A 15,027-nucleotide genomic window follows, 5' to 3' on the forward strand; every position below is an offset into this window, starting at 1 on the left:
TTACTCGTCAGCATCGCCTAACGACAACAACGTTGCATTACCGCCAATTGCGGTAATGTTATTAGTGCGGGTCTTTTCGGTCACAAAACGGGTTAAGTAGTGTGGGCCGCCGGCTTTAGGTCCAGTACCTGATAATCCTTGACCACCAAAGGGTTGCACGCCAACCACAGCGCCAATTTGGTTACGGTTAATGTACACGTTACCCACATTGACCTTATCTGCTAAAGACAGCGCATGGCCTTCATTACGGCTGTGGATCCCTAAGGTTAAGCCAAAGCCTGTACTGTTGATTTCATCAATCACTTTAGCTAAATCAGCAGCTTTGTAACGAATCACATGCAAAATTGGCCCAAAATGCTCTTTTTCAAGTAATTTTATTGAGTCAATTTCAACTGCTGTTGGCGCGACAAAGTGGCCATGTTCAGTCCCTGCTGGTAACTCAAGTTTATTGATCAATTTACCTACCTGGCTGATGTGATCAATATGCGCATTTAAGTTCGCTTTTGCACTCGCATCAATCACAGGGCCAACATCCGTTTTCACTGAACTTGGGTCGCCAATGGTTAATTGCTCCATTGCGCCTTTCATCACTTCAATAACGCGCTCTGCTATATCTTCTTGTAAAAACAACACTCGCAATGCTGAACAACGTTGACCTGCACTGGTAAATGATGAAGCTACCACATCATTTACCACCTGCTCTGGCTGTGAGGTTGAGTCAACCACCATGGCATTCTGGCCGCCGGTTTCAGCAATTAATGGAATAATAGCACCGTCGCGATTTGCCAAAGTACGGTTGATTAATTTAGCCGTGCCTGTAGAACCAGTAAAACATACACCGCCAATACGTTCATCTGCTGTAATCGCCGACCCCACCACAGCACCTGTGCCAGGTAAGAACTGTAATACGTCAGTTGGAATACCCGCCTGATGAGCTAATTGCACAGCACGGAAACCGACTAAACAAGTTTGCTCTGCAGGTTTAGCAATAACCGTGTTACCTGCAGCAAGCGCTGCTGATACCTGACCTAAGAAAATCGCTAATGGGAAGTTCCATGGGCTAATACAGACAAAAATGCCACGGCCTTGTAAAAACAGTTCGTTTAACTCACCTGTTGGGCCAGGGAGCAATTCAGGCTTAGCCATCATCTTCTTAGCTTGCACGGCATAGTAACGACAAAAATCGACGGCTTCGCGTACTTCATCAATACCGTCTTGAATGCTCTTACCGGCTTCGCGGGTACATAACGCAATCAATTCTTCGCGATTTTCTTCTAATAAGTCAGCTAATTTTTGCAATGCGTTAGCGCGAGTTTCAACTGGAGTACGTGTCCAACCAGTAAATGCGGCATCAGCACCCGCAATAGCTTGCTCAATGGCGTTAGCATCTGCAAACGCCACTGTGCCCACAGTTAATTCAGTATTAAATGGGCTAACAACGGTTTGCACTTCACCCGGTAAGATTTTGCCATTAACTAATGGGCCTGCAGTCCATTGCGTGTTGCTAAAGGTATCTATTGCAGCAAAAAATGGCTCTGACTCAGAAATAATGTTCATGTTTAATCCTTTAGAGTTTTTACGTTCTGCACCGAAAATATCCGCGGGTTGCACAATTTTATGATTAGCTAAGGTCTTGTAACCTAATAGCGTTACTAAAGGGTGTACTACTAAGCTGTCGATTGGGGTATTTGGGTCAACTAATTTATGTACAAACGAGGTGTTAGCGCCGTTTTCAAGTAAACGACGCACCAGGTAAGGCAGTAAGTCTTTATGGGCACCAATTGGCGCGTAAATACGGACCGCTTTAGCGCCGCTTTCAGCCAACATAGTGTCGTAAAGCTCTTGGCCCATACCGTGTAAGCGTTGAAACTCGTACAAACGATCGCCTGCCATTAAATCAATACTGGCTACCGTTTGGGCATTATGGGTGGCAAACTGGGGGTAAATCGCGCCACGGGTGGCGTCAGACAATAAATAACGTGCACAGGCTAAATACGACACATCGGTACCGGCTTTACGGGTAAAGAGTGGGTAGCCTGCTTCACCCGCTTGCTGCGCCCATTTAAGCTCACTGTCCCAATATGCACCTTTCACTAAACGCAGTGGAATCTCATCACCTTGATCTTTCGCCAGACGCGTTAGCCAGCATAGCGTTGGTAAACAGCGCTTTGAATAAGCCTGTACCACTATGCCTAATAAACCCCAACCTTTAGCGGCTTCAGACTGATACAACTTTTTAAATAGAGTGAGCGATAACTCAAGGCGATCAACTTCTTCAGCATCGATAGAGATACCAATGTTAAGTTCACGCGCTTGGACGATGAGCTTAATAACAGTGTCGTACAATTCGGTTAATACGCGGTCTTCGTTAGCCACTTCATAACGAGGATGTAAAGCCGAAAGCTTGATTGAAATGGTCGGTCTTGGCGAGTCTGACTCATCGTATTGCAGCGCGCCTAATTCACGGATCGCATTGCTATAATCCATAAAATATTTTTGCGCATCTAATGTGGTTAATGCCGCTTCGCCGAGCATGTCATAGCTGTGGGTATAGCCTAACTTACGTTTTGCTTCGCTGTTTTTAAGCCCTTCTTTGACATCTCGGCCTAATACAAATTGCTTGCCCATGATTTTCATTGCTGCAAGCATGGCTTGGCGGATCATCGGCTCGCCCACGCGATTAACAAGACGCTTTAATAGGTTGCTTGGCGTGCCATCCAAGTTACGGTCTAATTTAACGATACGACCGGTTAACATTAAGCCCCAAGTAGACGCGTTAACTAACACAGATCCACTCTTGTTTAAATGTTCATCCCACTTAGCACCTGACAATTTATCTTCAATTAATGCGTCGGCCGTTTCCGCATCTGGAATGCGCAATAAGGCTTCTGCCAAACACATTAAGATAATGCCTTCCTGCGTTTCTAAGCTGTATTGCTGCAAAAAGGCATCAATACCCACCATTAGGCCTTTTTTCTCAAACTGGCGTACTTTGCTCACAAGTTCATGGGCACGACGAGTGACTTGCTCAATGTCTTGTTCAGACGATGGCACAAGCTTAATCAATTCAGACAGGTATTGTTCTTCATCGACAATGTAGTTGTTCGTCACTGCCAGAAACAGTTCCTCTAGAGTGGCATTGTCATAACGACCGCCCAGTACTTCACTCGCTTTGAACATAGTATTCGCTTCCATCTAGGTCAGGTTAAGGATGGTTATGGTGGTGATTTTAGGGACACTGTATTCACGAATATTTTATTTTGTATACAATGTACAATCCGATTTTCGGCGATTATACATTCAAAATGTGAACTTGCACACATTAGTTGAATAGTTGTGATTGAATGTTTAATTAATCAGACTAAAACCCACAAAAAAACTTTGATGAAATCAGTTTTTTACACCCAAAAACAACCATAAACCCTTAATTAAAAACAAGTTAATAACCAGCTTCCAAAATGCTAATCCATGAGCAAAATTCATCATAAAAAACCATAAAAAAAGGCCAACGTTTAAATCGTTGACCTTTTATTAGCTGTAGTTTAGCAGAGAATCGCGATTAACTTACATCCAACGATTTTTCTTTCGACGCTGTGGGCGAGGTAAATAGACTAAAATAATACCGATTAACGCGCCTAAGCCACCAATCAATCCACCTTGTTGCCACAACTCATAACGTTGATCATCAACCACTTGAGAAATTTTAGATTGCGCTTCATCACGTTCCGTTGTGGCTTGTGCTAACGCCGTTGTCAGCTCGGCAATTTTATCATTGGCCAGCTTTAAGTATTCTTCATTGTTGTCGGTGCTGAGAGACACTTTATTAAGCTGCTCATTGGTTTCTCGCAGTTGCGCTTCCATCTCAGGAAAACGTACACGGAAACTGGGTTTGTCGGTCACTAAACTGCTTAACACCCAACCTTCACGACCTTTATGGTCGATGATTTGAGTATAGTCACCTTGGGTATTATCCAATAAAGTGATTGGCTGCCCAGCTTCGACACTACCAAGAATACGGAACTCAGTGCCTGGCCCGCCATGGATATAAGTGAATACATCATCAGAGATATAATCAGATTCGGCATGCGCAGTAAATGCGACACTGGATGCAAGCACTAAAATAAAGATTGAAAGCAGTCTTAACACGGGTAATTATCCAAACGTTGTAAACTTGTTGTCATGCTATTTATTAAATGCCCTGAATGCAAGAAGGAAGTCATATGACTTCCTTCTTAAATGCATTTAACCATTCATATTTTTACGAATGTGTGCAGCTCGATAGCTAAATTAACTAAAGATACCTTGGATAATGTAAAAGAACACTATCGATAATGCCGCGCCAGCAGGTAAGGTAACCACCCAAGACACCACAATATTACGTACTACACCAATGTTAATCGCCGCAATACCACGGGCCATTCCCACACCTAAAACTGCACCCACTAAGGTTTGAGTGGTCGAAATAGGTAAACCAGTACCAGAAGCTAATACCACTGTAGATGCCGCTGCAAGTTCAGCAGCAAAACCACGACTAGGTGTTAAGTGAGTGATATTTTTACCGATGGTTTGCATTACACGCTGACCAAAAATGGCCAAACCTAATACAATACCCGTTGCGCCTAATGGTAAAATCCACCAAGATAACACGGCTTTAGCACCGATAACGCCACCGCTTTCGACAATAGATACCACAGCAGCTAACGGGCCAATCGCATTGGCAACATCGTTTGAACCATGGGCAAATGCCATACAACAAGCAGTGACAACCATTAATACGGCAAATACTTTCTCAACGTTACCAAATTGAGTTTTAACGTCTGCTTTGTCGCTCATTTTTAAACGACCAATCGCCAGTTTACCCACAATACCTACAGCAACTGCAACAGCAATGGCTAACAGATATGCTTCAGTGGTCGAAAAGTGCAAACCAACATGCTTTAAGCCTTTAGTAATTGTCACTAATGACATTACAAAACCCGCCAAGGCCATATAAAAAGGCACATAACGTTTAGCATTGGCTAACGGATCTTCAGTATCAAAAATCAGCTTTTGTACGCTTTGGAATATGATAAAGGCAATAAAGCCTGAAATCGCAGGTGTTACCACCCATGAGCCAACAATACCGCCTACTGCGCCCCATGACACAGAGTCGATATTGACACCAACAGCAGCAAAACCAACAATCGCACCAATAATGGAGTGCGTAGTTGATACTGGCCAGCCTAATGCTGATGCGACCACTAACCAAATACCTGCAGCTAATAGCGATGCAATCATACCGTATACCAGTAATTCAGGTGCTTCGATAAAATAGCTCGCGTCGATAATCCCTTTTCGAATAGTGCTGGTCACTTCTCCGCCGGCTAAAAATGCGCCAGAGAATTCGAAAATCATTGCAATAATGATGGCTTGTTTAATAGTAATGGCATTAGAACCTACAGAGGTTCCCATGGCATTGGCTACGTCATTTGCGCCAATACCCCATGCCATCAAAAAACCAAATGCCGCCGCAATCATAATAAGCATTGGGCCGTTGGTGACTAATACATCAACCATGTTGTTTCCTTGATAACCTTGTGATTAATTACGAGCTAGCATTAGCTCTAGGCGGGAACCCACACGCTCAGCAAGATCTGCTAAACCTCCGACCCATTCGATAATTTTATACATGAACATCACATCAATAGGATTCAATCCATCTTCTAATGCGTACAATTGGCGACGCACTTGAATTTGTAGATCATCAGAATCTTCTTCGATGATATCGAGTTCATTGATCATTTTGGCAACCAACTCAACTTCGCGACCACGGAAACCGGTTTCGAGTAAATCGTCGAGCTCGTTAATAGCTTGCTTAGCTAAAGACACGGCATCTAAACAACGTTTTAGATAGGCACCGAAAGCAGCTTGCACAGGCTGAGGAAGGACTAATTGACGGCCAATAATACGACCAGAGATATCTTTTGCCTTGTTGGCGATTTTGTCTTGCTGAGTTAATAACTCAAGTAAGTCAGTGCGCTCAACGGGCATAAATAATCCACCAGGTAACGTTAGGCGAATTTCACGCTTGAGTGAATCAGCGTCTTTTTCCAGCAAACTAATTTGTTTGCGGATCTTTATCGCTTCATCCCAGTCACCTGAAATGGTTGCGTCAAAGAAAGGAACAAGAAGTGATGCACACTCATGTACTTTGTCGATATGCTGTTCTAAAGGCTTAAGAGGTGATTTTGCAAACACACCTAAAATAGAGTTTACTGGCATTGCCGTTTACCTATTTAATTAATTCCAGTTTGGAAAAAGCGGGCGCATGTTAACCCAAGCGTCCGCATAATGAAACTGTGTTTTTTAATTTTATATCACACAGCTTCTCAGTTATCGTTGCTCAGTATATATGATGCGAGCGAGGCTATCCTAAGATATTTTTATGACAGCAATATTACATTATGAACTAAATGTGACGCATTAATGAACATTTGATTACAACTAGGGCGAAAAGTAAATGGACGCAGAAATAGAGTTGAAACTCTTCATTCAACAACAAGATCATGATTTATTGAAAAAAATATTGAATGAACTCCCTCACTCGTCCCCTCAAGGACAAAAGAAACTGACCAATGGATATTTTGATACAACGGATTTACAACTTCGCCGTTGGGATATGGGGTTACGGGTAAGAGGTTTTGATGAGCAACTCGAACAGACCATAAAAACAGCAGGTAGTGTCATTGGTGGCATCCATACACGTCCAGAATATAATGTCAGAATTAATCAAAAAATGCCGGAGTTGTCACTTTTCCCGTCTAAAATTTGGCCAGATGGGCAAAATGTTAATGCGCTCACAGAATCTCTTGAATGTATTTTTGAAACCAATTTTCAGCGTCAAACGTGGCACATTGAACATCAAGGCTCTGTCGTCGAAGTCGCCTTAGATCTGGGTGAGATTATTGCCGGTGATCTCAGCGAACCGATTTGCGAACTTGAATTAGAATTACTCTCAGGCCAAGCCTCATCGATACTTCCTTTAGCTATCGCGGTAGCTAATTCAGTTCCTGTTCGGTTAGGTAAAGCCAGTAAAGCACAGCGCGGTTATCAATTAGCCGGAAAATCACCTAGGGTTGCAACATCACCTCTTGACAGCTTGCCAGCGGTAGATGCGAATCAAAGCCAGAAGGCATTAACCCAAACGCTTGCCAATGCTTTAGAACGTTGGCAATTGGTTGAGCAGCGCTTGAGCGTGGCTTCGCTTGTGCAACAAACACCACTATGGGCACAACTCATTGAGTGTCTAGAGTTAATTGAAAATTCGTTAACACAACTTAATTCCAAAAACCGCCAACTTGATGCACTTGTTAATCCGGTTTTAGCCGCGGTAAAAACGGCGGCGACAGCAACATCAAGCTCCTCATTAGCAGCGTTATGGCGTCAACCTCAATATGGACAATTACAATTAGCGCTAGTCGCTATGCTAATGAGTTAAAGGCTGGCTGTTCTTTACTGGTTAGTTTTGAGAGACAAAAAACAGCAAGGCGAGCCTTGCTGTTTTTATTGGATTACCTCTAGCCGAATTCATTTACTTAATCTGAACTCGGGGTAAAGAATGAACTGATGCAAATTAAAATCAGCATGTTAACTCTCCTCCCCCCGTTCTCAGGTTACTTAGCTAATGCTTGTTTTACCCGTTGTCCGTAATCTGCATCGGCTTTTGTAAAGTGATCGACCATCGTTTGTTGTACCGCTAGCGTTGCTTGGCTTAAGGTACCGGCGATAGTGTCAACTAAACGCACTTTCTCTTCTTCACTAAATATGCGGTATAAGTTGCCCGCTTGCGTAAAGTCGTCTTGGTTATAACGGCTATAACGAGCGGCCTCACCCTCTAAACGTAATGGTGGCTCTGTAAAATCAACATTTTCAGTTAAGGGTGCCTGAGTATTAGGGCCATAATTGACACTCGCGTCACCACCGGTTTGGTTACCTTGGTATGGGCATGCCGTTCCTGCCATTGCACCAGCACGTTGATGATGATTCGCTTTGGCGGCATGTGGACAGTTAATCGGTAGCTGATTGTAATTGGTACCAATACGGTAACGTTGAGCATCAGCATAAGAAAACAATCTTGCCTGCAACATTTTGTCTGGTGATGCACCGACTCCTGGCACTAAGTTACTTGGCGCTAATGCTACTTGCTCCACTTCAGCAAAGTAATTTTGCGGTAAACGGTTTAACTCAAGTACACCCACTTCAATCAGTGGATAATCACTGTGTGGCCACACTTTAGTTAAATCAAACGGGTTGATGGCATAGGTGTTTGCATCAGCCTCAGGCATAATTTGCACATTCACTGTCCAACGCGGGAAGTTTGCATCCTTAATGGCCACCATCATGTCACGCTGTGACGAATCTGGATCAATCCCTTTTAAGATATCGGCTTGCTCGCCTGTTAGGTTCGCTACACCTTGCTGCGACTTAAAGTGAAACTTCACCCAAAAACGCTCACCTTTTGCATTCCAAAACGAGAAAGTGTGTGAACCATAGCCGTGCATTTGGCGATAGTTAGCCGGAATACCACGGTCAGACATCAAAATAGTCACTTGATGCATCGCCTCTGGGTTTAGCGCCCAAAAGTCCCACATGGCTTGTGGATCTTTTAAATTGGTTTGTGGATGACGTTTTTGGGTGTGGATAAAGTCTGGAAACTTAATACCATCACGAATAAAAAATGTTGGGGTGTTATTACCTACAATATCGTGATTACCACGTGCGGTGTAAAAACGTAATCCAAATCCGCGCGGGTCGCGCTCAGCATCAGCAGAGCCCATTTCACCGCCCACTGTCGAGAAACGCACAAAGGTTTCTGTTTGCTTACCAACACCATTAAAATGGTCGGCAATAGTATATTCGCTTAAATCTTTGGTTAAGGTAAATGTGCCGTATACACCGGTACCTTTTGCATGCACAACACGCTCAGGAATACGTTCGCGGTTAAAATGAGCAAGCTTTTCAATTAAGTGCCAATCTTGTAATAGAAGCGGCCCACGCTCTCCTGCTGATAATGAGTTTTGATCGTCTGCTACTGGAGCACCGTTTTGACTTGTTAAATAGTTAGCCTGATTCATGTTTTGCTCCTACGCGTGGTCTGTTATCCACTGTTCAATTATGTCGTAAACTGTTGCCATGATGATTTTCCTCACTCAACTCATCAATCGATGGAGCAATAATAAACGTGCAGCACAATTAACTAAAACGATTAAAACAGATGGCTACCAACGATAAAACAGATTAGATAATACGGCTTGCATTAAAAAAACAGATTGGATGCGAAGGAGTAAATTGTCGGTAATAAAAAAAAGCCAACATCTGCATGTTGGCTTATATACCCAATAGATTATTGATTATCGGGTGCGGGTGCTCGGTATAACTTAACCAGATAATAAAGATCGATCAGTACAATGAAAAAGTTAACCAGTGCCACCGGGATAGCGTCAATGGCTAAACCATATGCCACAAAAAGCCCTGCACCAATCAAGTTCCACCAGCGTAATTTTTTAATGTCTGACATCATCAACGAAATCGCGACAACAACAGAAGCCAAATATCCAACCCATTCCCAGATATTAATACTGTCCATGGATTCTCCTTAAAATAATAGATTTGTCACAATACCGGCCTGCTGTTATCTGTCTATGACAGCCAGAAGATAAATGCATGACAACAAATTAAGCAAAAACCTTATAAAATCATAAAAAATATAAGGTTAGAGTTTTGCTTTATCGTTTATTCCCCAAAATAAACCGCGCTGCGCTTATGATCCCCAGATCAATAAGTGTAGCTTAGCGTTCAACTACTGCAGCTGTCATACGTGAAATACAGCATAACTCGCCTGCACTATTGCGGATTAATATTTCCCATACAGAGCTACGCTTACCAAGATGTACTGGTTTTGCAATTGCCGTTAACTCACCATTACGTGAGGCTTTTAAATGGTTGGCGTTAATTTCTTGGCCAACACAATAGTAGCGAGTAAAGTCGACGACAAAATTAGCCGCATAACTGGCAACGGTTTCAGCTAATGCGACATTGGCTCCGCCATGTACAATCCCTAACGGGTTATGTACCGAGGGGTTAGCAGGCATGGTTGCCACCATATAATCATCGCCAATCTCGGTAATTTTAATGCCTAGAGTTTGCATTAATGTGCCTTTTCCCTGCATCCCTGCATCTAAACGGGCACAATCTTCTATGGTGAAATCGGTAAACCAAATACTCATGACAGCTTTCCATTTTTGTTATTAATAATCCTAGTGTACTGTTTTGATTAATATTTTTAAAGATAAACAAAAAAGGAGCCGAAGCTCCTTGATTAATCAATATTGCCACCTGTTTTAACTGACTAATTCGCAGTGACTTTGGTAAGTCTGGGCCCAACGTAATAGTTCAACACGGTTACGCGATTCAGTTTTTCTAAAAATAGAAGAGATATGCGCTTTAACCGTATGCTCACTAATGCATAAACGCTGCGCGATTTCTTTGTTACGTGCGCCACTCGATACTAACTGAATAATGGTGCGTTCGCGGTTTGTTAGCCGTTGCATAATGGCTTCAGTTTCTTCTGTTACATCAACATTGGTGTCAAGTTGTTGTACTAAACGCCTAAATATTTTGCTAATCAGTGGTCTGTCATACCACAGCTCATCTGAGACCATTTTACGTAGACCAGTTAACATTAAGTCCATACGTTGGTCACTATACAATAATCCGCGCACGCCAAGCAGCAAGGCAGACTCCTGATCGAGCGAGCCGCGTTCAACTTGGTAAAGTGCCACTGGAACATGGTTAACTAAGCGTGAAGCCAGCAAAGGGATGCCTTTTGCATCAAGCGCAGCCCCCTTTTGTGAAATGAGATAAAAGTTATTCGAATTTTTATCAAGTTCAAGCTCAGCAGCATGCTTAACAATCCGGGTTTTTAAGCCGATTGATTCAGCTAAAATAGCTAAATGGCATGGTGCGGCTATTTGATGTAAAAACACCAATTCATCGATATTAGAACTCATCACTCTTCTCCCTGAAAAGCTTATTTTTGCTCTTTAACACTTGAGCACATCCTGAGCAACATTCTATACGTAAAGCTCATACCTTGACTAGCCTTAAGTCTTAGACGCGCCGCCTGCTTGTTGTTTATTTTGCTTTGCATTTAATACTTTAGAGTAATAACACTAATCAGTGTCTTAATCTGTCAAATTAACGCTAGGCCGCTAATTCACTCAATAAGTTGATGTAATCAGGTGCGGTTCAATTAACAAACACCGTTCTCATAAAGCAATAATAGTAAATTTTTGCTAGTGCATAGGGTTATTATGTCAATCAAAAGTATGAATAGGTCGTAAGACTGACAAACTACGCACTTTTATAAGCACTTGCCCGATGTAACAACTGGGCTGTAACAACAAGCTTGAAAACTCAGCGGGCCCTAATGTGTAGGCTTAGTCATTATTTGCGAAATCTGTTTATTGTGAATCGGTGTCAGCAATAACAATGCCGTAATGCCGCCAATTAACGCTAAAAACATATCAGACTGTGTGTCCCATACGTAACCTTGAGTCCCTAAAAATGCTTCGGCATTTTCACCTGTCGCCGCAGCAACCCACCATTCAATAAGCTCATAAAAAGCAGAAAACGCCAGCACAAAACACACTGCCAAAAATTGGCACCAAGCTCCTATTTGCATCACCTGTTTACGAATAAAAATTTCTCGCGCCAAAATGACCGGAATAAATCCCTGAGCAAAGTGGCCCACTTTGTCGTAATTATTACGTTCGCTGCCCATCACTTGGGCTAACCAATCAAATAAAGGTACTTCTGCATAGGTAAAACGGGCACCGACAAATAACACGCAGCAGTGAACCAAAATAAGCCCATAAGCCAATGACGTCAGCGGGAAGCTTTTACGACTAAAAAATAAAATGGGTAACGCGATTAATGCGGGGATAGCCTCGAGCCACCAGGTAAAGATGTCTTTAGGATTACTGACCGACCATAGCAATACCATTAGGTAAATCGCCATCCATATTACGCGCATTTTCATCCTAAATTCCTTATCTACGATATTGTTCTTAATTTAAAATATTACTTTAGCCATCTAGCCCTCCACAAGCTCTAAAAAAAGTGCTACTTTGGCATTGCGTCGGAAGTCCGCATTTATATCATAACTATCAGTATATGCATTAACACTAATCGTGTATGCATTAAGCATAAGCACCATTGAATGATAAGAGGGTACCCATATCATGGCGAAACACTCGCTTGACAAGGATAAAATTAAAATCCTGCTGTTGGAGGGCGTACACCAAACTGCGGTTGATGTACTAGAACGTGCAGGTTACACCAATATTGAATATCACAAAGCCTCGTTAGGCGAAGAGGCACTGCTTGCTTCGATTAAAGATGCTCACTTTATTGGGTTACGTTCCCGCACTCAGCTGACTGCAGAAGTATTACACCACGCTGAAAAACTCGTCGCGATTGGTTGTTTTTGTATCGGCACTAATCAAGTTGATTTATCAACCGCTGAAAAGCTGGGGATCCCCGTTTTCAACGCACCGTTTTCTAACACGCGTAGTGTTGCAGAATTAGTGATTGGCGAAATCATTATGTTGATGCGCGGCATTCCACAACGTAATGCGATTTCGCACCGTGGCGGCTGGTTAAAGAGCGCCAGCGGCAGTGTTGAAGTTCGTGGTAAAACTCTAGGTGTGATTGGTTATGGCCATATTGGTACTCAGCTCGGTATTTTGGCTGAAACCTTAGGCATGAGAGTCATTTTCTTTGATATCGAAGACAAATTACCACTGGGTAATGCTTCGCAAATTCATTCAATGGACGATTTACTCGCTCAAGCAGATGTTGTGAGTCTTCACGTACCTGAAACGCCACAAACTAAAGATATGTTTGCTAAAGCTGAATTTGCCAAAATGCGTCAGGGCAGTTTCTTTATCAATGCTTCACGCGGAACCGTCGTTGATATTGAAGACCTCGCAAGTGCATTAAACTCAGAACATTTAGCCGGTGCTGCTATTGACGTATTCCCAGTTGAACCTAAATCAAATGACGATGAATTTATCACGCCATTACGTGGTTTAGACAATGTGCTGCTTACGCCACACATTGGTGGTAGTACTGCAGAAGCGCAAGAAAACATTGGTATTGAAGTCGCTGGTAAGTTAGTTAAATACTCAGATAACGGTTCAACCTTGTCTGCGGTTAACTTCCCTGAAGTGTCTCTTGCACAGCACCGTGGCACCTCACGCTTATTACACATTCACCAAAACCGTCCTGGTGTGTTGATTAAAATCAACCAAGCGTTTTCTGAAAAAGGCATTAACATTGCCGCTCAGTACTTACAAACCACTGCAGAAATCGGTTACGTGGTAATGGAAGTCGATTCAGATCAAGCAGAAGAAGCGTTAGTTGAACTTAAATCAATTGAAGGCACCATTCGTGCTCGAGTATTGTTTTAATCTCACAACGTAATTAACTGGGGTTAATTAAGTTGTTCAAAAAGCTATCTTGTGCACAAGGTAGCTTTTTTTATTGCCTTTAAACCTCAACCCTCTGTTGAGTATTGAGTTAATCCGTTACACTTCAAACCATATCGTCTTATTCTTTCGTTAGGGATCGTTATGACCATTTCAGCAAGCCAACCAGATTGGGACTTCATCGCCACCTCTCCAGCATTAATGTTATCCAGTTTATCTCATATGGGATTAATCGAAGTCACCGGTGAACAAGGTCGCAGCTTTATTCATGGCCAAGTCACCACCGATATTACCTCGTTAACGGCAGACCAATGGAAATGGGGCGCACACTGCGATCCTAAAGGAAAAATGCTAGCCAGCTTCCGCACATTTGCCATTGCAGACAGCTTGTTTATGCTTATGCCAACATCAACCCTTGAGCTTGACTTACCGCAACTCAAAAAATACGCGGTATTTAGTAAAGCAGAGCTCAGCGATGTCAGCAGCCAGTATCAAATTATTGGCGTAGCGGGCAATGAGGCACAAGCATTTATCACCCAGCAATTTGGAGATGTATCTGCAGCATTAACCTTGGTTGATGGTGGTGCGGTATTGCGTGATGGTGAGCGTTTTATTGTCATCATTACTAATGATAAAGCCGCGGCATTAATCAGTGCCTCACAACAAACATTGGTTGACGCTAAGGCGTGGCAAGCATTAGAAATCAAAGCAGGTTACCCTAATATTGACGCAAGCCACTCGGGCCAATACGTTGCACAAATGTGTAACCTGCAAGCCATTGATGGAATCAGTTTCAATAAAGGTTGCTATATGGGCCAGGAAACCATTGCCAGAATGAAATACCGTGGTGGTAACAAACGTGCACTGTATATTTTGTCGGGCACCACCAGCACAACCATTAACACTGAAACCCAATTAGAAATCGCCTTAGAAGATGGTTTCCGTCGTGGCGGTAATATTATTGAGTGCGTACAGCAAGGTGAAAATGTTTTGCTTACTGCAGTATTAGCTAACGATACCGAAAACACTGCAAAGCTGCGGATTGCTGACGATGAAAGCTCACAATTAAGCATTATTGAACTGCCATATTCATTAGCCGATGCTTAATTAAATCAGCATGTTAATCTATAAAAGCGAGCCTTAGGTTCGCTTTTTTATTTTTGAACATTTGCGCTTTATATGACGTATATTGTTGTTATAACATTGCGCGTTAGTAAATGTTCTCTCAGCGAGAATTTAAAAGGGCTTAAACAAGGCGTATGACTGAATGAATAGTTGTTCTCTTTCGAAGTCATGCAACGCAGTGTAAGCCCTTTTAAAACTCGCCTGAAAGGAATGCCCCAGCGGCTTTTGCTTTGCGTTCTCGCTATTTGAAAGGGAACAACCATTACTACATAGCGACGCCTTAATCAAAAACCGCTGGATGCATTCTGAGTGGTCACTTATTAATGCGCAATGGTATTATGATGACATTAAGCGGTTTTATATGACTGCATTA

Annotated in this window: 12 protein-coding genes; 3 read left to right on the top strand and 9 right to left on the bottom strand. The window is 42.6% G+C overall.

Going from position 1 to position 15,027, the window contains the following annotated elements:
• The 4 genes from putA to IEY48_RS07115 form a co-directional block, all read right to left on the bottom strand.
• On the bottom strand, nt 1-3,195 hold the full coding sequence (gene putA / locus IEY48_RS07100; RefSeq protein WP_188918694.1) for a bifunctional proline dehydrogenase/L-glutamate gamma-semialdehyde dehydrogenase PutA: 3,195 nt from the start codon (nt 3,193-3,195) through the stop codon (nt 1-3).
• A 369-nt stretch (nt 3,196-3,564) separates the two neighbouring features.
• On the bottom strand, nt 3,565-4,146 hold the full coding sequence (locus IEY48_RS07105; RefSeq protein ID WP_188918696.1) for a TIGR04211 family SH3 domain-containing protein: 582 nt from the start codon (nt 4,144-4,146) through the stop codon (nt 3,565-3,567).
• A gap of 141 nt (nt 4,147-4,287) precedes the next feature.
• Nucleotides 4,288-5,556, bottom strand: coding sequence for an inorganic phosphate transporter (locus tag IEY48_RS07110; protein ID WP_188918698.1), 1,269 nt, complete (start codon nt 5,554-5,556; stop codon nt 4,288-4,290).
• 24 nt (nt 5,557-5,580) lie between these two features.
• Nucleotides 5,581-6,261, bottom strand: coding sequence for a TIGR00153 family protein (locus IEY48_RS07115; RefSeq protein ID WP_188918700.1), 681 nt, complete (start codon nt 6,259-6,261; stop codon nt 5,581-5,583).
• Between the two features lie 238 nt (nt 6,262-6,499).
• On the opposite strand from IEY48_RS07115, the gene IEY48_RS07120 reads away from it, so the two are divergent.
• Nucleotides 6,500-7,477: a CYTH domain-containing protein gene (locus tag IEY48_RS07120; protein ID WP_188918702.1), complete on the top strand. Its 978-nt coding sequence runs from the start codon at nt 6,500-6,502 to the stop codon at nt 7,475-7,477.
• A gap of 175 nt (nt 7,478-7,652) precedes the next feature.
• Here the strand turns inward: IEY48_RS07120 and katB are convergent, their stop codons facing one another.
• From katB to IEY48_RS07145, 5 genes are all read right to left on the bottom strand, one after another.
• Entirely contained in the window at nt 7,653-9,113 is a 1,461-nt protein-coding gene (gene katB / locus IEY48_RS07125; protein ID WP_188918704.1) for a catalase KatB, read from the bottom strand.
• Nucleotides 9,114-9,382: 269 nt separating this feature from the next.
• Nucleotides 9,383-9,625, bottom strand: coding sequence for a YgjV family protein (locus tag IEY48_RS07130; RefSeq protein ID WP_188918706.1), 243 nt, complete (start codon nt 9,623-9,625; stop codon nt 9,383-9,385).
• Between the two features lie 202 nt (nt 9,626-9,827).
• The gene (locus IEY48_RS07135; protein ID WP_188918708.1) at nt 9,828-10,265 is read right to left on the bottom strand and encodes a PaaI family thioesterase; all 438 of its coding nucleotides are present in this window, start codon (nt 10,263-10,265) and stop codon (nt 9,828-9,830) included.
• Between the two features lie 114 nt (nt 10,266-10,379).
• Nucleotides 10,380-11,048, bottom strand: a complete 669-nt coding sequence (locus IEY48_RS07140) for a helix-turn-helix transcriptional regulator (protein ID WP_188918710.1) — start codon at nt 11,046-11,048, stop codon at nt 10,380-10,382.
• Nucleotides 11,049-11,464: 416 nt separating this feature from the next.
• Nucleotides 11,465-12,079 (bottom strand): DUF2238 domain-containing protein, encoded by a 615-nt coding sequence (locus tag IEY48_RS07145; RefSeq protein WP_188918712.1) that lies wholly within the window; start codon nt 12,077-12,079, stop codon nt 11,465-11,467.
• A 202-nt stretch (nt 12,080-12,281) separates the two neighbouring features.
• Here IEY48_RS07145 and serA point away from each other — a divergent pair, with 202 nt between their 5' ends.
• Complete coding sequence (serA, locus tag IEY48_RS07150) at nt 12,282-13,511, top strand: phosphoglycerate dehydrogenase (RefSeq protein ID WP_188918714.1); 1,230 nt, start codon at nt 12,282-12,284, stop codon at nt 13,509-13,511.
• A 162-nt stretch (nt 13,512-13,673) separates the two neighbouring features.
• Complete coding sequence (gene ygfZ / locus IEY48_RS07155) at nt 13,674-14,636, top strand: tRNA-modifying protein YgfZ (RefSeq protein WP_188918716.1); 963 nt, start codon at nt 13,674-13,676, stop codon at nt 14,634-14,636.
• Nucleotides 14,637-15,027: the final 391 nt, after the last annotated feature.

This window comes from Shewanella saliphila (assembly GCF_014648295.1).
Lineage (GTDB): Bacteria > Pseudomonadota > Gammaproteobacteria > Enterobacterales > Shewanellaceae > Shewanella > Shewanella saliphila.